This window comes from Pseudomonas sp. G11-1 (assembly GCF_024031555.1).
Lineage (GTDB): Bacteria > Pseudomonadota > Gammaproteobacteria > Pseudomonadales > Pseudomonadaceae > Halopseudomonas > Halopseudomonas bauzanensis.
The window spans coordinates 474850-496330 of record NZ_QEYQ01000002.1; the positions used below are offsets into that span (position 1 = coordinate 474850).

The 21481-nt window shown below is 61.8% G+C and carries 19 protein-coding genes and 1 other RNA gene; 4 read left to right on the top strand and 16 right to left on the bottom strand.

The annotated features are described in order from the left end of the window. Positions 1-6: 6 nt before the first annotated feature. The 4 genes from DHB74_RS08285 to ffs all read right to left on the bottom strand — a co-directional run bounded on the left by DHB74_RS08285 (position 7) and on the right by ffs (position 4310). The gene (locus DHB74_RS08285; RefSeq protein WP_036990514.1) at positions 7-333 is read right to left on the bottom strand and encodes a YbaB/EbfC family nucleoid-associated protein; all 327 of its coding nucleotides are present in this window, start codon (positions 331-333) and stop codon (positions 7-9) included. Positions 334-354: 21 nt separating this feature from the next. After that, entirely contained in the window at positions 355-2361 is a 2007-nt protein-coding gene (gene dnaX / locus DHB74_RS08290) for a DNA polymerase III subunit gamma/tau (protein ID WP_280165478.1), read from the bottom strand. 251 nt (positions 2362-2612) lie between these two features. Then, entirely contained in the window at positions 2613-4016 is a 1404-nt protein-coding gene (locus DHB74_RS08295) for an alpha/beta fold hydrolase (RefSeq protein ID WP_074780479.1), read from the bottom strand. A gap of 197 nt (positions 4017-4213) precedes the next feature. Beyond that, positions 4214-4310: signal recognition particle sRNA small type (gene ffs, locus DHB74_RS08300), an RNA gene on the bottom strand. Positions 4311-4483: 173 nt separating this feature from the next. Between ffs and DHB74_RS08305 the strand changes: the two genes are divergently transcribed. Beyond that, on the top strand, positions 4484-4714 hold the full coding sequence (locus DHB74_RS08305) for a DUF3820 family protein (RefSeq protein WP_036990516.1): 231 nt from the start codon (positions 4484-4486) through the stop codon (positions 4712-4714). Here the strand turns inward: DHB74_RS08305 and DHB74_RS08310 are convergent. Beyond that, positions 4701-5624 (bottom strand): AEC family transporter, encoded by a 924-nt coding sequence (locus DHB74_RS08310; protein WP_036990517.1) that lies wholly within the window; start codon positions 5622-5624, stop codon positions 4701-4703. The genes DHB74_RS08305 and DHB74_RS08310 overlap by 14 nt on opposite strands. Positions 5625-5787: 163 nt before the next feature. On the opposite strand from DHB74_RS08310, the gene DHB74_RS08315 reads away from it, so the two are divergent. Genes DHB74_RS08315 through cueR form a run of 3 tightly spaced genes read left to right on the top strand, consistent with a single transcriptional unit; the run spans position 5788 to position 10416 of the window. After that, complete coding sequence (locus tag DHB74_RS08315) at positions 5788-7539, top strand: potassium/proton antiporter (protein WP_074780472.1); 1752 nt, start codon at positions 5788-5790, stop codon at positions 7537-7539. Between the two features lie 52 nt (positions 7540-7591). After that, positions 7592-9982: a heavy metal translocating P-type ATPase gene (locus DHB74_RS08320; RefSeq protein ID WP_499161198.1), complete on the top strand. Its 2391-nt coding sequence runs from the start codon at positions 7592-7594 to the stop codon at positions 9980-9982. A 2-nt stretch (positions 9983-9984) separates the two neighbouring features. Next, positions 9985-10416, top strand: coding sequence for a Cu(I)-responsive transcriptional regulator (cueR, locus tag DHB74_RS08325; RefSeq protein WP_083392513.1), 432 nt, complete (start codon positions 9985-9987; stop codon positions 10414-10416). Positions 10417-10538: 122 nt separating this feature from the next. Here cueR and flgL read toward each other — a convergent pair whose 3' ends face one another. The 11 genes from flgL to flgB all read right to left on the bottom strand — a co-directional run bounded on the left by flgL (position 10539) and on the right by flgB (position 21437). Next, the gene (gene flgL / locus DHB74_RS08330) at positions 10539-11789 is read right to left on the bottom strand and encodes a flagellar hook-associated protein FlgL (RefSeq protein ID WP_036990519.1); all 1251 of its coding nucleotides are present in this window, start codon (positions 11787-11789) and stop codon (positions 10539-10541) included. Between the two features lie 15 nt (positions 11790-11804). After that, positions 11805-13775 carry a flagellar hook-associated protein FlgK gene (gene flgK, locus DHB74_RS08335; protein ID WP_499161199.1) on the bottom strand — a complete coding sequence of 657 codons (1971 nt, stop codon included), beginning with the start codon at positions 13773-13775 and terminating at the stop codon, positions 11805-11807. Positions 13776-13778: 3 nt separating this feature from the next. Then, on the bottom strand, positions 13779-14849 hold the full coding sequence (gene flgJ, locus DHB74_RS08340; protein ID WP_036990521.1) for a flagellar assembly peptidoglycan hydrolase FlgJ: 1071 nt from the start codon (positions 14847-14849) through the stop codon (positions 13779-13781). A gap of 10 nt (positions 14850-14859) precedes the next feature. After that, positions 14860-15957 (bottom strand): flagellar basal body P-ring protein FlgI, encoded by a 1098-nt coding sequence (locus DHB74_RS08345; RefSeq protein ID WP_036990522.1) that lies wholly within the window; start codon positions 15955-15957, stop codon positions 14860-14862. Positions 15958-15974: 17 nt separating this feature from the next. Then, positions 15975-16649, bottom strand: coding sequence for a flagellar basal body L-ring protein FlgH (flgH, locus tag DHB74_RS08350; protein WP_036991125.1), 675 nt, complete (start codon positions 16647-16649; stop codon positions 15975-15977). 22 nt (positions 16650-16671) lie between these two features. After that, on the bottom strand, positions 16672-17457 hold the full coding sequence (flgG, locus tag DHB74_RS08355) for a flagellar basal-body rod protein FlgG (protein WP_036990523.1): 786 nt from the start codon (positions 17455-17457) through the stop codon (positions 16672-16674). A 28-nt stretch (positions 17458-17485) separates the two neighbouring features. Then, positions 17486-18226, bottom strand: coding sequence for a flagellar basal-body rod protein FlgF (gene flgF / locus DHB74_RS08360; protein ID WP_036990524.1), 741 nt, complete (start codon positions 18224-18226; stop codon positions 17486-17488). 198 nt (positions 18227-18424) lie between these two features. Beyond that, positions 18425-19852, bottom strand: a complete 1428-nt coding sequence (locus tag DHB74_RS08365; protein ID WP_036990525.1) for a flagellar hook protein FlgE — start codon at positions 19850-19852, stop codon at positions 18425-18427. 35 nt (positions 19853-19887) lie between these two features. Beyond that, positions 19888-20565: a flagellar hook assembly protein FlgD gene (gene flgD, locus DHB74_RS08370; protein ID WP_036990526.1), complete on the bottom strand. Its 678-nt coding sequence runs from the start codon at positions 20563-20565 to the stop codon at positions 19888-19890. Positions 20566-20577: 12 nt separating this feature from the next. After that, positions 20578-21030, bottom strand: coding sequence for a flagellar basal body rod protein FlgC (gene flgC / locus DHB74_RS08375; RefSeq protein WP_036990527.1), 453 nt, complete (start codon positions 21028-21030; stop codon positions 20578-20580). A 2-nt stretch (positions 21031-21032) separates the two neighbouring features. Then, positions 21033-21437, bottom strand: a complete 405-nt coding sequence (gene flgB, locus DHB74_RS08380; protein WP_499161200.1) for a flagellar basal body rod protein FlgB — start codon at positions 21435-21437, stop codon at positions 21033-21035. Between the last annotated feature and the right edge of the window lie 44 nt (positions 21438-21481).

Genomic DNA, 21481 nt, shown 5'->3' on the forward strand with positions numbered 1-21481 from the left:
TCTCGTTCAGAAGGGCATCTTGAAGCCGTCAGGCAGATTCATGCCCGCGGTCAGGCCGGCCATTTTCTCCTGGTTCTGCTGTTCCAGCTTGCGCACCGCATCATTGAATGCCGCGGCAATCAGATCTTCGAGCACTTCCTTGTCTTCGGTCATCAGGCTGTCATCAATATTGACGCGGCGCACGTCGTGCCGCCCGGTCATGACGACGGAAACCAGCCCGGCACCGGATTGCCCGGTCACCTCGGCGTTGGCCAGCTCTTCCTGCATCTTCTGCATTTTTTCCTGCATCTGCTGGGCCTGCTTCATCAGGCCTGACATGCCACCTTTCATCATGGTCGTTTCCTCATAAGGGGTTCAAGCATCGAGCGGGCGGATACTGTCATCACAGATCTGCGCCGCAAAATCGTTGATCAGCGCCTGCACCAGCGGGTCGCTCTGTATGTTCGCCTCGGCTTCCTTCTGCCGGGCCACCCGCCGCCGGGCTGCCGCTACCGCAGGGGTTTCCTGCGTGGGCGCCTGGACCGTAACGGTCAAAGTTACTGGTTGGCCTTGCTGCTCGGTAATGGCCTTTTCCAGACGCTGGCGATGATTTTCGTTGTACAGCGCGCTGTGACCTGGGTCCAGATGCAACTGCCAGACGGCGCCCTCGACAGCGACCAGTTGGCAATGGGCGGCAATGCTCTGGGTTAGGCCAGCCACACCCAGGCGCGGATACAGCTCCAGCCATTGGGCGGCAAGGCCGGTGGCCGGAGGCAGATCGCTGACATCCTCTTCGGCGGCCTCGACCGGAGCGCTGTCCGCCGCCGGCTCCCAGTCGCTCAGATAATCGCTGACATCCAGTTCATCATCACTGTCGGGGCTGAAACTGTCATCGGGCGGTGCATCCTGCAACCACTCGGGGGGAGCGTCCGCTGCTGGCGGGTTCGGCTCGCTTGGCGTTGTCGGCTCCTCGACCACCGGTGCAGGTGCCGCCACGGGGCTGGCAGCGGACTGCGGCGCGGGAGTGGCCGGAGCTGACGGCTCGACAGTCGGTTCGACCGTTGGCTCCACAACCGGCGTGATCGGTGAAGCGGGTTTCGGCGGTGCCTGCACGGCAGCCGGCGTCGTAACCGGCGCGGCCTGCGTGGTCGGCCTGGCGATTACGGAATCAGCTGCGGCCTGGCTGATCCCCGGGGGCTTTCCCGGGTCGCCAGCCGCAGCCGGTACGGGACTCGGCTGCGTCGTTGGCGGCGTTTGCACGAGCCCGGCTGGTGCCGCGTTGCCGGTGTGTTGTAGCGTGCCGGGGCGAAACGCCAACATACGCAGCAGCGCCATCTCGAAACCGCCACGCGGGTCCGGTGCCAGTGGCAGGTCACGGCGACCGTGCAGGGCCAGTTGATAGAACAGCTGTACATCCTCGGCACTGACCTGCCCGGCCAGCTCCAGAACCCGCGCCTGGTCACCCAGGCTGTTATCCGCCGCCTCCGGCAATACCTGGGCGATGGCCACTCGCTGCAGGGTGGATATCAGCTCGGCCAGCACGCCCGCAAAATCAGCGCCCTGCTCGGCCAGCTCGGCAACAGCGGCGAGGAGCGCGCGCGCATCCCCGGTGGCCAGTGCCTGCAGAAGGCCGAATACCTGACCGTGATCGATGGTGCCGAGCATGCTGCGCACCTCGGCGGCCTGCAGCTGGCCATTCCCGAAGGCGATGGCCTGATCGGTGAGGCTCAGGCCGTCGCGCATGGAGCCATCGGCGGCGCGGCCGAGCAGCCACAGCGACTCATCATCGAAGGGTACCTGCTCTTCGGCCAGCACATGGCGCAGGTGCTCGACCACCTTTTCCGGCAACATGTTCTTCAACGAGAACTGCAGGCAGCGGGACAGGATGGTGACCGGCAGTTTCTGCGGATCGGTGGTCGCCAACAGGAATTTGACGTGAGCCGGCGGCTCTTCCAGAGTCTTCAACAAGGCGTTGAAGCTGTGGCTGGAGAGCATGTGCACTTCGTCGATGAGATAGACCTTGAAGCGCCCGCGCGTGGGTGCGTACTGCACATTGTCCAACAGCTCGCGGGTGTCCTCGACCTTGGTTCGGCTGGCCGCGTCGACTTCGATCAGATCGACGAAACGCCCTTCGTCGATTTCCCGACAGGCCGAACAGACGCCGCAGGGCTCCGAACTGACACCCGCCTCGCAGTTCAGACACTTGGCCAGAATGCGCGCGATGGTGGTCTTGCCGACCCCGCGGGTGCCGGTGAATAGATAGGCATGGTGCAGGCGATTGTGATCCAGCGCATTGATCAGCGCCTGCAGCACGTGGGTCTGGCCGACCATCTCACGGAACAGGCGCGGACGCCATTTGCGGGCTAATACCTGGTAACTCATCGAGGGGCTGCTATCCGGTGTCATTGGCAAGCAGCTACTGTACCTTAAAGCGCCTAATCAATGCGAGATTCGCGCCTGTCGGCTCGCCCTGTGGGAGGGGCTGATCGGGAACCGATACTGGTGATGGAAAAGCGGGCTTGCCCGCGAAGCTGATCTGCCAATTGCTTCGCGGCCAAGCCCGCTCCCACAAAGAGGGGTCAACGTGACTCGGTCAACGTGACCCGGACGAGTTCCTTTCGGCCTCGGGCGCTTCAGTCTTGAACGTAGTCGTTGAAAGTCAACGAGATACGATGTTGCGACGAAGGCAGGTTCGGTACGTTCAGCGTTTGCTTGTTGTCGGTGTCACCGCGCGGGGTGCTGACCACGGAGATAACCCCATCCGCCGGTGTGCTGGCAGGCATGTACACATCCACGCCCCACTGGAACGGCTGCTCCGGGAAATACGGTAGCGGATCGCCAGTCGTCACCGCTGGAGTGGCTTCATCGTCATGTACGTGAATGCCGATATTCCTGCTACCGATGGCCGGGTCAATGATATTCACTGCCGGCTGATCGCCCCACAGCAGGCTGGTGGTGGAAATCTCCAGCAGATCGTTATCGGTGCCGCGGTCGCCCCACCATTCCATGTCCCGGGAGATCACCAGGGAGGCGTGATCATCACTGGCGTTGGTATTTTCCTCGATCACGGAGCCGGCCTGCGAGGTGTTCAAGCGCACCAGCGCGCTGTTGCGGATCAGCGGCTGACGATAGAAGTGATGCTCGGAACGACCCGGTCGCAACAGCTGGAATTCGTAGTAGGCGGTCGGATCGAGCGTCACCGGACCCCAGTTGCCGTTGGCCGTGATGCTGAAGGTATCCAATGGCGCCGCTTCGAGACGCTCACCGGTATCGGGGTCTATTTCCCAAACCTGCAGCGTGGTCCCGGCAGCACCGGTATTGGCTGGGAAATAAACCGCCCGACCGGCAATTTCCACCTCATCCCGCTGTGGCAGAATCTCGGTGCGCACCGGCTCGACACCTGTGAAGAATTCAAACTGGGCGGCGAAAGAGGCTTCCGAGGTGGCCGCCTGGACATGAGTCTCATCAGGCACGTAGGCGTTCACTTCACCGAGCCGCCGGGTTTCATCGACAAACAGCCCCATGCAGTTGGAGTCGCCCGGGCAACTCTCGCCTGTCGCGCCGTCGATGGCAACATAGCCAGCCACCTTGGCTTCCCGGTCCGGATTGGCCACGTAGTAGCCGCAAACCGCCGTACCCAGGGAGTGGCAAGCCAGATAGACCTGATCCGCCCCGAACTCCGCCAGCACGTTATCGACGAACCCATCCAGGTCACCACTCAGGCCGCCGGTAAGGGCCCTGTTGATCTCTACCGCCCCTGCCGTGCTGTATTCGTAGGCCACCACATGGTCTTCGGGGTAGCCGTTGCTGGCAAAGCGCATCGCCTGGGTCTGGTACTGGGAGGCCGAGCCAGCGGTGCCGTGTACGAAGATGACCGGCAGGATCCGATCCTCATCGATATCCGGCATATCCGGAGAGCCAGGCCAGGAAACCCGATCCGAGCCGGAGCCGCCGAGACAACCGGTCAACACACCACAGAGAAGCAGAAAAAACACGCCGAGCGCGGGCACGCGGGCCCTGGGAAATGCCATATCCATGTTCGATTACCCTTATTGTTGTTATCAGTCAGACACGATGAGACATTAGTAGATATAAGCTCGCTTCGCCACTGAAAGAGCTAACGTATCAGCAAAGGACAGGCAGACGAATAGACCGGAAGTCGGCAAGACAAGGGCGTATGAGACGCGGAATAAGAATGGGGGGATAACGGAAACGAGAAGGCTATGGGTGGCAACCCTGCCAGCCGCACCCCGGCACACGATATAACCGCTGCGGCTGCTCCCTTCCGGGCCTGACCGGGTTCACGGCGAATCATTGCGAGGGGACCGACAGGGTCACCATAGCGTGCCCTGCAGATGAGGGCCGCGCTATTGTAACGACTTGCGCGCAAGTTACAACCCACAATCGTGTCTGGGATGCGCAGCCGAGACGCAAATACGCCATGCCTGACGGCTTGCCCTCCTCGCGTATAATGAGAGCCGATTCAACTGCCGGAGACCCGACCATGCAACCTGAAGACCTGCAACTGCTGGTCACCCGTGAAATGCCCTTCGGCAAGTATCAGGGCCGGCTGATCGCCGACCTGCCCGGCCATTACCTCAACTGGTTCGCCCGTGAAGGCTTCCCCAAGGGGGAAATCGGCCGCCTGCTGGAACTGATGCAGGAAATCGATCACAACGGTCTGTCCGCCCTGCTCGACCCGCTGCGCCATCGGCCGCCGGTCAGGCGCCCATGAACAGGGCGATCATCAACGGGATGGAGAACAATGCCACCACGGTACTCAACAGTGCGGTACCGGCTACCTGGCTGGGCGCCAGATCCAACAGCGTGGCGATGACCACGGTATTGGCGGCAATCGGTGTGATGGACACCAGAAACAGCGCCTGATACACCGCAGTGCTGTAGATCTGCGGCCCATGGCTGTCCAGCCACCAGAACAGCAGCGCCACCGCCGGCCAGACCACGAATTTGCCGAAGAACGCCAGCGCAGTAAAACGCAGGTTGCCCGCCAGCCCGCGAAAACTGAGGATGCTCATACCGATTATCATCATCCCGAACACGCTGTAAGCGCCACGCAGGTTATCGAACAGCGGCTCGGCGATCACCGGAATACCAATGCCTGTGAGATTGAGCGCGACCGCAAGAAAGAAGGCGTACAGCGATGGCAGGCGCGCGACCTTGATCAGGCAGTCGCGCACCTGGTAACGGCCCCGCGCTGCGAGATAGAAACCCACCGAATTCTCATACAGGGTGGTACCGAGCATGCAGAGAATATAGATGCTCAGGCCTTGCTCGCCGAACAGCAGCAAAGCCACTGGCACCCCAAGATAGCCGGTATTGCCGGTGCCCACGGCCAGCGGAATGACACTGGCGCTGGCGTCTCCCACCCAGCGTCGGGCTATCAGCAGATGTCCGTAACCGATCAGCGTACACAGCCCCAGGGTAAGAAAGGGCAGCAGAATCACCTCCGGCGACAGCGGCGCGTTCATTACGCCGGAGAAAACCACCGAGGGTGTGATGATATACATCATGATGCCGGCAATATGACTACCGCTGGCCTGCAGGAAACGCCCGGCAACCCACCCCAGCGCAACCGTCACGTAGAGTGGCAACAGTTTGTACAGCAAGGCCAGTGCCGCCGTCATGGTATTCCCCACCGAACTGAATCCGGTCAGTCTAACGATCCGCTCCGGTCATCACCACCGATGCAATGATTCTTTCTGAAAAATCAGCTACATCCGTCTGCCTGGCGTTGGGGATGGTAAGATCCGGGTTCCATTTCTTTCGCGTTCGCAGGATTGTCCCCGAATGGAAGTCATGAATACCCTGTTTGTAATCTGTGCCGGCCTGCTATGCGTCAGCATTCTGGCAAGTTCAATGTCCTCCCGATTGGGCATTCCCCTGTTGCTGGTATTTCTGATCGTCGGCATGCTCGCCGGCGAAGATGGTCCGGGCGGCATTGTGTTCGACAGTATAGATACGGTGTATGTCATCGGCAGCCTGGCCCTGGCGATCATCCTGCTGGATGGCGGCATGCGCACACGGGCGGAGAACTTCAAGGTCGCCCTTTGGCCATCCCTGTCACTGGCCAGCTTCGGCGTACTGATCAGCGCTCTGGTCACCGGTCTGGCCACCGCCTGGTTGCTGGACCTGCACTGGCTGCAGGGCTTGCTGCTGGGCTCGATCGTCGGCTCGACCGATGCGGCCGCGGTATTCTCGTTGCTGCAGGGCAAAGGGCTGAACCTCAAGCGCCGGGTCAGCGCCACCCTGGAAATCGAGTCTGCATCGAACGACCCCATGGCGATCTTCCTGACCATCACCATCGTGGAGATGCTGGCCAACGGGCAGACGTCCTTCAGTTGGTCGTTTCTGGCCATGTTGTTGCAGCAATTCGGCATCGGCGGGGTCTGCGGGCTGGCGGGCGGCTTCTTCCTGACCTGGCTGGTCAACCGGGTGAGCCTGGATACCGGCTTGTATCCCCTGCTCATCACCAGTGGTGCCATTCTGACCTTCGCGGTCACCAATGTACTCGGCGGCAGCGGCTTCCTGGCGATCTTCATCACCGGCCTGGTACTGGGCAACAGCCGCCTGCGCAGTCTGCAGAACATCCTGCACATGCAGGACGGCATGGCCTGGCTCAGCCAGATCGGCCTGTTCCTCATGCTCGGCTTGCTGGTCACGCCCTCGGAGATGCTCGACATCGCCTTGCCAGCACTGGCCGTTGCCGTCTTTCTCATCCTGGTCGCACGCCCAATTGCTGTGCTGATCTGTCTGGCCCCTTTCGTGTTCTCCTGGCGCGAGCGCCTGTTCATCAGCTGGGTTGGCCTGCGCGGCGCGGTGCCGGTGATGCTGGCGATCTTCCCGCTGGTAGCCGGGCTGGAACAGGCCCAATTGCTGTTTAACCTGGCCTTCGTTGTGGTCTTGGTTTCCCTGCTGCTGCAAGGGGCGAGCCTGCCGATTGCGGCAAGGCTGTGCCGGGTCGAGATCCCGCCCATTCCGGAGCCGCTGCACCGTACCAGCCTGGATGTGGTGGTCGAGAGCGACTACGAGCTGATGGTCTATCAACTGAGCGATGCCAACTGGTGCGTTGGTGTGGCCCTGCGCGATTTGAACATGCCCAAGGACACCCGCATCGCCGCGCTGTTTCGCGGCCGCAAATTGCTGCACCCCTCCGGCAGCACCCGCCTGGAGCTGAATGATGTGTTATGCGTCATCGGCCACGCCCGGGACCTGCCGGCGCTGTCGAAAATCTTCAGTACTACCAGCGTTCCGCGTCACCTCAACAGCCGCCAGTTCTTTGGCAATTTCGTGCTTGAAGGCTCGGCACTGTTGGACGAGGTCGGCACCTTCTATGGCTTCGAGGTACCTGCAGAGTTGTCGGGACTGACCCTGGCGCAGTTCTGTACCCGGCAGCTGGGCGGCCGGCCGGTCGTGGGTGACCAGACCGAGTGGCAAGGGATGTGCTGGGTCGTCGCTGAGGTCGTTGATGATGAGATCCGCAAGGTCGGTCTGAAATGGGGAAATGAAAAGGATGATCAGCCCCCGGAGCCGACGGCTTGACCCTCACATGATGTAAAGGTTGATGATGGCTGCCATCAGAGGAGAATCAACCATGAGCCATATCACCTTACATATCTCCGGCATGACCTGCGCCAGTTGCGTGCGGCGAGTGGAACAGGCGCTGCTGGCCGCTCCCGGGGTCGACTCGGCGGAAGTCAACCTGGCCGCCGAGACGGCCCGCATCCAATTGCGGGACCCGCAGCAATTGCCGGCAGTCAGCGAGGCCGTCAAGCGCGCCGGCTATCCGGTCGCAACCCGCCAGCGCCAGCTCGCCATCGCCAACATGACCTGCGCCAGCTGCGTGCGCCGCGTTGAGACCGCCCTGCAGAAAGTACCGGGCGTGCTCGATGTGCAGGTCAACCTGGCCAGCGAGCAAGCCCTCGTGACCATGACCGAAGGTACTGCCGAAGGACAACTGCTGCAGGTCCTGGAACAGGCCGGCTATGCCGGCCAATGGCTCGACCAGCAGACCGGCAGCGACCATGAGCGCCAGGCCGGCAAACTGCAGCGCGAACGCCGCCACCTGATCATCGCCGCCTTGCTCAGCACACCCTTGGCGCTGGGCATGTTCCCCGAACTGTTCGGCCGCCCCGACCTGATGCTGCCGCCGCTGGTGCAACTGGTGCTGGCCTCCATCGTGCAGTTCGGTTTCGGCGCCCGCTTCTATCGCGGCGCCTGGCATGCCGTGCGCAACCGAACCGGCAACATGGACCTGCTGGTCGCCATCGGCACCAGCGCCGGTTGGGCGTTGAGCACCTGGCACGTATTCACCACTCCGGCCGGGCAGATGCCGGTGCTGTATTACGAAGCGTCGGCGGTCATCATCAGTTTCATCCTGCTGGGCAAATACCTGGAAAGCCGGGCCAAGGGTCAGACCCTGGAGGCGATTCGTGCACTGACCGCCTTGCGCCCGGATACCGCTCGCCGGCGCAGTGCCGAAGGCGATCAGCTGGTGCCACTGGAGCAGATCCGAGTGGGTGACCTGCTGGTGGTGCAGCCGGGCGAACGCATCCCCGTCGACGGCGATGTGCGCGAGGGCGGCAGCCATGTGGATGAGTCCATGCTCACCGGCGAAAGCCTGCCGGTCAGCCGTCAGCCGGGCGACCCGGTGAGCGGCGGCTCCATGAACCAGGACGGTCTGCTGGTGATCGAGACCACCGCCGTCGGCCATGACACCCTGCTGTCACAGATCGTCCGCCTGGTCGAAAGCGCCCAGGCGTCCAAGGCGCCGATTCAGCGACTGGTAGACCGGGTCAGTTCGGTATTCGTGCCCGTGGTCCTGGTCATCGCCTTCCTTACCTTCGCCATCGGCAGCCTGCTGGTGGGTAGCGAACAGGCGCTGCTCAACGCCATCGCGGTGCTGGTCATCGCCTGCCCCTGCGCCCTGGGTCTGGCCACGCCAACGGCGATCATGGTCGGTACCGGCGTGGCAGCGCGGCGGGGCATCTTGATCCGCGATGCCGAAGCGCTGGAACAGGCGCACAAGGTCGACACGGTGATTTTCGACAAGACCGGTACGCTGACCCTGGGCAAGCCGACGCTGCAAGCCTTCGAGGCATTGAACGGTAGTGACCATGAGCAGACGCTGGCGTGGGCGGTGGCAATCCAGACCCACGCCGAGCATCCGCTGGCCGGTGCCCTGCGCACCTACGCCAATGATCGGGATATTCAGGCTGAACCGGCTGCGGATTTCCGCGTACAGGCCGGCCGCGGTGCCAGCGGCGTGGTGGAAGGTCGCAAAGCCTGGTTGGGCAACGACCTGTTGATGGTGGAACAGGGTATCGACATGGCCGCGTGGCAGACCGAGGCCGAGCAGCACGAGGCGCAGGGTCGGACCCTGTCCTGGCTCGCCATCGAGGATGCAGGTCAGCCGCAGCTGGTGGCACTGATGGCCTTCGCTGACACCATCAAGCCGGAGGCTGCGCAGACCATCCGCCAGCTGGACCGGCTGGGTATCGAGAGCTGGCTGATAAGCGGGGACAGCCAGGCGGCTGCCGGCGCCGTGGGTCGCGAACTGGGCATCAGTCGGGTCGAAGCGCAGGTGTTGCCTGAAGACAAGGCGCGCCATGTACAGACACTGCGTAGCCAGGACCGGGTGGTGGCCATGATCGGTGATGGTATCAATGATGCGCCGGCATTGAGCGCCGCTGATGTCGGCATGGCCATGGCCACGGGCACCGACGTCGCCATGCACAGCGCGGGCATTACCTTGATGCGTGGCGACCCGCTGCTGGTCCCGGCGGCGCTGGACATCTCCCGCCACACCTGGCGCAAGATCCGGCAGAACCTGTTCTGGGCCTTTGTCTACAATAGTCTGGGCATCCCCCTGGCCGCGGTCGGCCTGCTCAATCCCATGCTCGCCGGCGCCATGATGGCCGCCAGCAGCGTCAGCGTGGTGGCCAACGCGCTGCTGTTGAAACGCTGGAAACCGGAGGCGCAATGAACATCAATATCAGCCAGGCAGCCAAGACCACCGGCCTGACGCCGCGCATGATCAGACACTACGAGAATATCGGGCTGCTCACCGGAACGGCGCGTACCGCCGCCGGCTACCGGCTGTTCAGCGAGCAGGATCTGCACACCCTGCGTTTCATCCAGCGAGCCCGCAGCCTGGGGTTTTCCATCGAACAGATCAGCCAGTTGCTGGCGCTGTGGCAAGATCGCGAGCGCAGCAGCGCCGTGGTCAAGGCACTGGCCCGAGAGCATCTGAAGGAATTGGAGGACAAGATCGCCGGGCTGCAGTCCATGCACGACAGCCTGTCAGAGCTGGCCAGCTGCTGTCTGGGCGATGAGCGCCCGGATTGCCCCATCCTGGATCGCCTGGCCGATACCCCCATTCCCGACCTGGGAGGCCGCCAGGTCAGCGCAGATAATTAGTTGGCGGCTCGTATAACCTGAGACCTGTTCGCGGGCAAACCCGCTCCCGCAATAAACTCCGGCAGCGGCCCAGTCAGCCTCTCCCGGAGTGGCTGACTGGGCCTTGGCTGCGAGAAACCGCCCTAGCGCAGGAAGTTGAACAGGCTCAGGCCGCTGACCTTGACGAAGCTCTGTTGCGCTGCCTGCAGGACGATGCTTTCCATGCTCAGGCGGCTGAGCGCTTCAGCATAATCCAGATCCTCAAGCCCCGATTGCACCGTGGTATTGATCAAGGTCGCCTCGTCATTCTCCAACTGGGCGGACTCGATCACATTGAGACGCGCGCCGAGGCTGGTCTGCACGCCGAGCACCTGATTCATCGCATTGTCGAGATTCTGGACGCTGATCGCCAGCATGTCGCGGCGCTGTAGCTTGCCTTCGGGGCTATCGTCAGTGTTCTCCAGCGTGTCGCGCAGCAGGCGTACCGTGTCCAGCACGCCACGTTTCTCGCTGTTGTCGGCGGTGCCGACGCTGATCGTGAACTCATCGCCCGCCGCCGGCTCACCATCCAGCGTCACTACCACACCACCATAACGGATTTCATGGCCACCAGCGGCATTGGGCTCCAGGGTGCCGGTAACCGGCGGGTCCAGCGGAGCACCGGCTGCGTCGCGGATTTCGTAGCCCGCTGCATCATCCGAGATGACGATGCTGACGCTGCCCTGCGGGTAGAATTCACTGTCGTAGCGGCCCTTGTTTTCCACCACGCCCAGGGAAATACGCCCGCTGCCGGCATTGCCGGCACCAGCGGCGGTATCCACCCGATTGACGTTCCCCACATCGACAAACAGTTCCTTGCCGTTGTCATTGATCGCGACCATCTTGGCGCTGCCGATCTGGATCGAACGCTGCCCCTCATCACCGGCATAGCTGTAGCTGCCGTCGGGGTTCTTTACAAAGGGCTGGGTATCACTCTGGTAACCACCGAACAGGTATTCGCCGCGGGCGTTCTGGCTATTGAGCAATCCGTAAAGCTCGTTCTCGCGCTCGGCCAGCTCCTGTGCCAGAGCCTCCCGCCCACTGGCATCCAACGCGCCGTTCCCCGCTTCAAGCGCAATCTCACGGACGCGCTGCAGGATATTGTTCACCGAATTGAGAACGGCTTCTTCCTGCGTCAGGCTGTTGGTTGCCGCCGTCAGGTTGTCCTTGTACTGCGCCAGCTTGCTGGCTTCCTGACCCAATTGCAGCAGCCGCACCGAGGCCACCGGATCATCCGCCGGTGAGAGAATCCGCTTGCCAGAGGTAATCTGTTCCTGGGTGCGGGTGACGGCCGAATAGTTGTCCTGGATTCCGCGGATCCCGGTGTTGAACGCCTGAATGGTGGAAATACGCATTGTCGTCAGTCCCCGTCAGCGCATGCTGCTGATCAATGTATCGAACACGGTGCGCGCAACTTGAATGATCTGCGCCGAGGCGTTGTAGTATTGCTCGAACTGGATCAGGCTGGCTGCTTCCTCGTCGAGGTTCACCGCCGAGACCGAGTTGCGATTGTTGGTCGCCTGGGCCAGCATCGCCATGTTGGCCTCGGTTTCGGTGCGCGACTGGGCAGTGAAGGTAGCGACTTTCTGCACCAGATCACCATAGCCGTCGAGCAACGAGAAACCCCGAGCCCCCTCGCCCTTGCCCAGCACCTGCTGGGTTTGCAGGCCGGCCAGCGCCAGTGCGTTGCGGTTATCCGCCACACCCCCGCTGTTGAAGTCCACCGAAAAACTATCGCCATCCAGCGGCTTGCCAGATAGCGTCATGCTGAACTCATGGCCGTCGACTTCCCAGCTGAACGGCTGGCCCAGGGTCACATCGATGCTCAGCGGCGGATTGGTGCTGGTCAGTACGCCAGTGCCATCACCATTATCGGCATAGCTGAATTCGACCCCCAGCGCCTTCAGCCGGTCCAGGTCCAGCGGCTGCGGCCCGCTGGTGAGCAGCGGTTGGTTGACATTGCCGGTACCGCGATTGTCGAGGCTGGCCTGCGCAGTCATGGGCGAAGCAAAGGCCAGTTGCTGCGGCTCGGTCATCACCACTGACAGACTCTGGGCGGCATTGCGGGTCGGCGTCAGCAGATAGCGATCGCCTTCCATATAGTTGCCAGTCTGACCACTTAAGTCGAGGCCATCGAAAGCAGCGTAGCCAGGTTCACCTTCAGCGGCATTCACATCGAAGGGCCCGAGCACCCGATTGTCGTTCACCCGGCGCACGGTAAATTCAGTGTCACTGGTGAAGGTCAGTTCATAATCCGAGGTGCTCAGCGTCGAGGTATCGGCGATGCGCACATCCAGCGCTGCGTCCGAGCGATTGCCCTCGCGGCCACGGCTGCGCAGGTCCATATAGGCATCGCTGTTGATGTCGCCGAACAGGTCGCTACCCACCTGCCCGTTCAGGTCCAGCCCCTTGCCCAACTGCTGATTGAACTCACTGGCGATCGCCAGCGAGATGCGTCCCAGCGCATTGAACGCCTGATCCAGCACATCGTCGCGATAGCGCAGCAGGCCGCCCAGCTCGCCACCACTGATCAGGTCGGAAACATCCTGCGCCGAGTTGCCGCTGACCAGTTGGATATCCAGCCGCCCAGGGTCCGACAGGCCGGGCTTGGTCTGCAATACCGAGGCTTCCTTGCCGACCACCAGTGGCTGCCCGGAGCCGATGAACAGGTTGATGCTGTTATCGCCCTGATCCACCACGGTAACGCTGACGTATTCGCTCAGTTGGCGGATGGCCTCGTCGCGCGCATCCAGCAGGTCGTTGGGCGCAGCCCCATTGGCCGCGGCCTTGGAAATCGCATCGTTGTAACCCGCCACCGACACGGCCAGACGACTCACCTGCTCTGCTACCGTGGTCATTTGCTGGTTGAGAAACTGGTTCTGGGTGGCCAGTTGCTGATGCACCGAGTTGAACCGCCCGGCCAGACCCTGGGCTTCGGACAGGAACAGTTGGCGGCCTGGCAGGCTGGCCGGGTCCTCGATGGACGTCTGCAGCGCTGCGAAGTAGCTCTTCAGGCCAGTGGTGATACCGGACGCGGTGCTCGACAGGGTGCTATTGAGCTCTTCAATCTGGATGTTGTAGGCGTGGTTCGCCGCCGCTGCCGACGTGGTAGTGCGCACCTGATTGGTCAGAAACTGATTGTAGATGCGCTGAACATCTACCACCTTGGTGCCGGTACCCATATAGCCAGCACCGCTATAACCCGGCGGGTTGGCAGTCTGGATCGCGGTCTGGCGGCTATAACCGGGGGTATTGACGTTGGTGATGTTCTGCCCGGTGACCGACAGGTTGGTTTGCGCGGCACGCAGCCCGCTGAGACCGATATTGAACAGATCTGCCATGGTTTATGCTCTGCCTTCATTGGCGTTGGTGTTCACGGCGGCCATGGCATCTTCGCTGATCAGCTTGCGAGCAATCTGCGAAACCTTGGCGGCATACCGCGGGTCGGTTGCATAGCCCGCTTGCTGCAACTCGCGGAAGAAGGCATCGGCATCAGCGGTGCGCGTCAGGGCCTGTTCATAACGGCCATTGCTCTCGAGAAAGGCCACATAGTCATTGAAGCTCTGCTCGTAGGAATCGTAGCTGCGAAAGCTCGCCCGCTCCTGCTGCTTCACGCCACCGCGATATTCGCTGGTCAACACATTGGCCGATTCGCCCTGCCACTGGCCATGGGTCTTGATGCCGAACAGATTGTGGCTGCTGGTGCCATCCTGCTGGCGAATGATCGACTTGCCCCAGCCCGTCTCCAGTGCGGCCTGGGCCACCAGATAATGCGGGTCCACACCCAGCCGCGCAGCGGCCTTTTCGGCCATCGGCAACATGGCGCGGGTAAACTCCGCCGGGCTGTCGAACCGGGTCTTGGCATTGGTGGCTGCGACCATGGCCGGGCTGGCCTCCGCTGCCTGTTGAGCACGCAGCGGCAACCAGTTGCGCGACGGCTCCGGCGAGGCCGCCGGATTGGCCGGCTTGTCCGCCGCCGGGTTCTGACCGAGGGTGACTTCGCCCCACCCAGCGCTGACAGCCAGACGCCGCCGTGCCAGCAGTGCCGAATGGTCAGGCCGCTCAGCGGCAGCGGCCGCCGTGCCAGTGCTGGCGGAGACTGCTGATGCGGCCTTTTCCGGCGACAGCTGGCGTAACATCACATCCGCCAGCCCCATGCCCTGCTTCTCCGCCAGGTGCACCGACAGCTGGCTGTCGTACATGTCCTGGTAGAAACGGGTCTGCGGTGTATTGAGCGGGTTACCTTCGGCGAACGCCTGGTTGGCGTCGCGCATGCTCTTGACCATCACATTCAGAAACAGCGATTCGAACTGGCTGGCCACCTGCTGCAGGTTCTCTGCACTGTCGGCCTTGCTGCCGACCTTGAGCTGGGCCATGGCATTCAGATCGGTATAGCTGATGCTGTTACTGTGCATGGAAAGTTCCTCAGATGACAACCAGGTCGGCGTTCAGGGCGCCGGCCTGCTTCAGGGCTTCAAGAATGGCCATCAGGTCGCCCGGCGCGGCACCGACCTGGTTCACCGCCCGCACGATCTCATCCAGCGAGACGCCGGGATTGAACACGAACATGCGGCTGTCACCCTCTTCGATACTGATCTGCGAGCTCGGCGTGACCACGGTCTGGCCACCGCTGAACGGCTCCGGCTGGCTGACCTGATAGTTCTCGCTGATGGTGACAGTCAGGCCACCGTGGGTTACCGCCGCCGGCTGCACTCGCACATCCTGACCGATGACGATGGTGCCGGTCCGGGAGTTGATGACCACTTTGGCTGCGGCGTTACCCTGCTTCACTTGCAGGTTCTCGACCATTGCCATGTAGTCGACCCGCTGGTTGGGATCGAGCGGCGCCCGCACACGGATGGAGCCGCCATTGAGTGCCTGCGCCACCCCCGGGCCGAAGGTATCATTGATCTGGTCGACCACCCGTTTGGCGGTGGTGAAATCCGGCCGGTTCAGGTTGAACACCAGGTGATCGCTGCTGGCGAAGGGGCTGGCAACCGCGCGCTCGACGGTAGCGCCGCCGGGAATCCGGCCGACACTGGGTACATTCACGGTGATGCGCGAGCCATCGGCACCTTCGGCGCCGAAACCACCAACCACCAGGTTGCCCTGGGCGATGGCATAGACCTGCCCATCCAGCCCCTTGAGCGGGGACATCAGCAGGCTACCGCCGCGCAGGCTCTTGGCATTGCCGATCGAGGAGACGGTGATATCGATGGTCTGCCCCGGGCTGGCAAACGGCGGCAGGTCGGCATGGATGGCCACCGCGGCGACGTTCTTCATCTGGATGCGAGTACCCTGCGGCACCGTGATGCCGAACTCGGTCAACATGTTGTTGAAGGTCTGCACAGTAAACGGCGTCTGGGTGGTCTGGTCACCGGAGCCATCCAGGCCGACCACCAGTCCGTAGCCGATCAACTGGTTGCTGCGGATACCGGCGATGCTGGCGATATCCTTGATGCGCTCGGCCTGGGCCAGCGGGCTGACCAGGGCCAGGCACAGACAGATCAGCAGTGTACGCATGGGTTTCTCCCGAGAGATCAGAATGGCCATACCGGGCTCATGAAGAACTGGCTCAACCAGCCGGGTTTGCTGGCGTTGGCGAACGCGCCGGTGCCGGAATAGGTGATGCGCGCATCAGCGATGCGGGTCGACTGCACGGTGTTGTCGGAGCCGACATCATCCGGGCGAATCAGTCCGGAAATACGGATCAGCTCATCGCCGTTGTTCAGCGTGATCCACTTCTCGCCACGCACCGCCAGCAACCCGTTGGGCAGCACATCGGCCACGGTGACCGTGATCGAGCCGCTCAGGCTGTTGCTCTGATTGGCATCGGCCTCGCCACTGAAGTCACGGCCGCCGCTCAGCTCGACGCCGGTGTTGATACCGGCAATACCGCTGCGCCCGAACAGCATCGGGTTGGCGATGCTGACACTGCTGTCCTTGCTGATCTCGTTCTCGGCTTTCTTCTGGGCTGCCATGCGCTCGGTCAGCACCACGGTAATCACGTCGCCAATCCGGTGGGCCTTGCGATCCTCGTACAGGCTGATCTCGAACCCGGGCTGATAGATTGCACCGTTGTTCAGCTCCTGGGGCATGGGCGTGCGTGGCAAGACCGGCGCGTAGGCCGGATCATCAGGCTTGGGCGGCGTCTGCACGCAGGCGGCCAGCGACGCCACGCAGAGCACCAGCAAGGTTACACGCAGGGCTTTCATCTTCATTCGCTCCAGGAACCCGTTACAGGTTCTGACTGATGTATTGCAGCATCTGATCTGCGGTGGAAATGACCTTGGAGTTCATTTCGTAGGCGCGCTGAGTGGTGATCATGTTCACCAGCTCCTCCACCACACTGACGTTGGAATTTTCCAGGGTGTTCTGCAGCACGGTACCCAGCCCGTTCTCACCGGGGTTGCCGACCTGCGGCGCGCCGCTGGAGGCGGTTTCCAGGAACAGGTTGCCGCCAATCGCCTGCAGCCCTGCCGGGTTGATGAAGTCAGCGGTCTGAATCACCCCCAGCTCCTGCACACCGGCGTCACCGAACAGGGAAATGGACACAGTGCCGTCTTCCCCGACGGTGAAGGTCTGCACTTCCGGCGGCAGCTCGATGCCCGGCTCCAGCGGGTAGCCGTTGGAGGTAACGACGCGGCCATCGGCATCCAGGTGGAAGCTGCCGTCGCGGGTGTAACCGATGTTGCCGTCGGGCATCAGGATCTGGAAGAAGCCGCGGCCGTTGACCGCCATGTCCAGCGGCTGCTCGGTGGTCTGCAGTGTGCCGGTGGTGAAGATTTTCTGGGTGCCGGCCACGCGCACGCCGGTGCCCAGTTGCAGGCCGGAGGGCAGCTGGGTGTCCTGGGTGCTCTGAGCGCCAGGCTGACGCTTGATCTGATACAACAGATCCTCGAATTCCGGGCGGTCGCGCTTGAAACCAGTGGTCGAGACGTTGGCCAGGTTATTGGAAATGGTGCTGAGCATGGTGTCCTGGGCGGACAGACCGGTCTTGCTTACCCATAGTGCTGCGTGCATGTCTTGGCTCCTCGCTGGTCAGGTGTGATCAGCTGATCTGCAGAAGTTTGTTGGTGGCCTGGGCGTTCTCTTCGGCGGTGCGCATCATCTTGATATGCAGCTCGAACTGCCGGGCCAGGGATAGCATGGCGGTCATCTCTTCCACCGCGTTGACGTTGCTGCCTTCGAGAAAGCCGGTAACCAGGGTCACGGCGCCATCGGCTGGTTGTTCCTGACCGTCATTCATGCGCATCAGGCCATCCTCGCCCTTGTGCATGGCGACCTGATCTGGCTTGACCAGCTTGATGCGATCCACCTCGGCCAGCACGTTGGGTGCTTCGCCCTGGGCACGGAAGCTGATGGTACCGTCGGTGCCGATCTCGACCTTGTCAGCCGGCGGCAAGGCGATCGGCCCTGCATTGCCGAGTACCGGCAAGCCACCGCTGGTACGCAGGATGCCGAATACATCGATCTTCAGATTGCCGGCGCGGGTATAAGCCTCACCGCCATCAGGTGCCTGCACCGCGATCCAGCCTTCACCTTCAACGGCGACGTCCAGATCACGCCCGGTTTCCTGCAGTACGCCAGCGGACATATCGGTGCCGGGGCGTTCGGTCATGGCATAGGCGCGCGTCGGCAGTCCCTCGCCGAACACCGGCATCGAACGGGCCTGCTCGAAATCCCGCCGAAAGCCAGTGGTGCTGACGTTGGCCAGGTTATTGGCATGGGCGCGCTGGGCCAGCATGTTCTGGCTGGCGCCGCTCATGGAAAGAAAGAGGGATTTGTCCACACGCTGCTCCGCTTCGACAAGGCGACGGAAAATTGCCGCATTGAATGATCTCTACACAGAACAAAGCAGGTATCGTGCCAACAGAAAAGACAGGGGTATATCCTTTGTAAATCAATAGTTTAAAATATCAACACATAAAAAAGCGGCAACGGCGGCAATACAAATTGCCGCCGTTGCCGCTGTGCCGAGCCGAAGATCTTACCGAAGGTTGATGATGGTCTGGGTTACCGCGTCTTCGGTCTGGATGGTTTTCGCGTTGGCCTGATAGTTGCGCTGGGCAACGATCAGGTTGATCAGCATTTCCGACAGATCCACGTTGGATTGCTCCAGCGCTCCCGATTGGATAAGACCCTGGGTTCCGCTACCCGGCACACCGATGACCGGCTCACCGGACGCACTGGACTGGGCCCAGGCAGTGTCACCCAGCGGTTTCAGGCCCTGCTGGTTGGCGAAGGTCGCCAGCACCAGCTGGCCCTGGGTCTTGGTCTGACCGTTAGTGTAACGGGCAATCAACATGCCGTTGTCATCGATACTCAGGCCCGCCAGCTCGCCGGTAGTGAAGCCGTCCTGCACCACCGAGGTGACGCCGAAGCTGGAGGCGTACTGGGATGAGCCGGTCAGGTCCAGACTCAGGTTCTGGACCTCGGCACCCGCCGGCTCGCCATTGGCATCCAGGGGCTGCCACCCGGCTGCGCCGCCGATATTGGTGATCTGCCCGCCAATCAACGCACCGCTACTGTTGAACGTCAGCACTTCAGGGTCGCTGGAAAAAGCCGGATCGGTTGCCAGCGTACCGCTCAGATCGCGGCCATCGATCAATACGTGCATATCCCAGGTATTGGCGTCGGTCTTGACGAAGTACTTGGTCATCACGTGGGCATTGCCCAGGCTGTCATAGACGTTGACCGAGGTGGAGCTATTGTAGGTGGAGGAGTCGCTCGGATCAAAGCCGGTACGCGCTTGATCCCGTGCGGCAGTCAATGCTGCCGGCTCGGCCGCAGCCCGGGCCGCGGCTATTTCGTCCTCGGTCGGCGCTTCCGGGTCAACCGCATTAGCGGTGATATGAGCGCTGTATTCCGTGGCAAAGGTGGTGTCATAGGCATTCTGCGCCGCAGTTGGCCGCACACTGGTGGAGTTCAGGTTCAGCGTCGATTCCACCTTGCTGGTGCGGTTGGGGTTAGCCGCCCGGGTATCCACCCGAAGGTCGGTCGGCACACCTTCATTGATCCTGCCAGTCACCGCATTGACCCCATAGCCCTGCAGCCGCTCACCATTGTTGTTAATGATGAAGCCTTCCTGGTTAGTACCAAAGTAGCCGGCACGGGTGTAGCTCAGCGCGCCGTTGTTACTGGTAACGAAGAAACCGTTGCCGTTGATTGCCAGATCCAGGCTGTTCTCGGTGTAGTTGATATTGCCCTGGGTGAATATCTGCGCGACGTTGTCGAGCACCACCCCGCTGCCCTGGGCATTGCTGCCGGTACCGAGAATGGACGCCGAATAGACATCGGCGAACTCCGCACGGGAGCTCTTGAAACCCACGGTACTGGCATTGGCGATGTTATTACCGGTGATATTCAGATCGGAAGATGCCGCCCGGATACCACTGAGACCGATATTGAAAGACATGATTGACTCCTGCTTTTTACGCTCGTCGGACGACGTTATTTACCGATTGAGAAAACTTCTGACAGGCCGATACTGCCCAGCCCAGCCAGGTTGAGAACCATTTCACCGCCATGACCGACACCGAGGGAGACGCTGTCCACATTCGCCGGCAACAGCGTAGCCAGCTGGACGGTCTCGCCATTGACGCTGGCCTGCGCCTCGAAACGGTATTTGCCGGCCGGCAAGACATTGCCGCTGGCGTCGGTACCGTCCCAGGTAAACTCGTGAATACCACCTTCCTGAGCGCCCAGATTGATGGTGGAGACCACACTGCCGGCCTCGTCGTAAACGTTCACCCTCACCGCACCGCTGGCCTGCGGCAACGCCAACTGACCGGTAAAGCCGGCCTCGGGATCAACCATTGCCTTATCCGTCGGTACCACCACGGTCCGGCCCACCAGAGACGAGGCCTGCAACGCCTGGGAAGACTGGAAGCTGCTGGCCATGGCCTCCATGGTGCTGTTCATCTTCTCGATGCCTTCGACGGTGCTGAACTGCGCCAGTTGCGCGATAAACTCGCCATTTTCCTGGGGCGCCAGCGGATCCTGGTTGTTCAATTGCGCGACCAGCAGCTCAAGAAACTCGTTCTTGCCCAGCTCATCGCCCTTGGCAAAGCGGTTTTGATCAACCTTATATTGATCCAGCAGGCTGTTGCCGATGCTGATATTGCTCATCTGCCCACTCCCTTATTGGCCCAGCGTCAGCACGCGCTGCAGCATGGTCTTGGCGGTATTCATGATTTCCACGTTAGTTTGATAGGCCCGCGAGGCAGCCATCATGTTGGCCATTTCCTCCACCACGTTGACGTTCGGATAGAACACGTAGCCCTCTTCGTTGGCCATGGGGTGATCGGGCTCGTAGCGCGACTGCAGCTCCGCATCCGACTCAACCACGCCCAGCACCTGCACGCCCTGCCCCGCCTGGTCGGTGGGCGCGAACAACGAGCCACCGAGAGCACCGTCCATCGCCTGCTGCTCGTTGAACACCGTGGCAAATACGGCCTGCCGGGCGCGGTAGGTCTGATCAATGCTGCTGGACACGGTCTCGGCATTGGCCATGTTGCTGGCCACGGTATTGAGCCGTAGGGATTGGGCGTTCATGCCGGAGCCGGCAATATCGAATACCTGATTGAGCGACATGATCAGTCTCCGCGCAGGGCTGTCATCAGCCCTTTGAATTTGCTGTTGAGAAAGGTGAAGCTGGCCTGGAAATCGATGGCGTTTTCCGCGTAGCGAGCCTGCTCGGCCTGGACTTCAACGGTATTGCCATCCACCGATGGCTGGCTGGGGATGCGATAACGCAGGCCCGCTGCCTGATCGATGAAACCTTCGACATCCAGGTGCCGGGCATGGGTGCGAGTCGCCTGGAACGGGCGATCCGCGCCAGTCTGCTGGGCTTCCAGCACACTGGCGAAATCCAGGTCGCGGGCCTGATAGTTGGGGGTATCGGCATTGGCGATATTGTTCGCCAGCACCGCAGAACGGTCGGCACGAAAGTTCAGTGCCTGCTCATGCAGCCCCAGTGCGCGATCGAAGCTCAAACTCATAATGACATTCCTCACTGTGGCCCGATGGCCAGAGTTCTGATGCC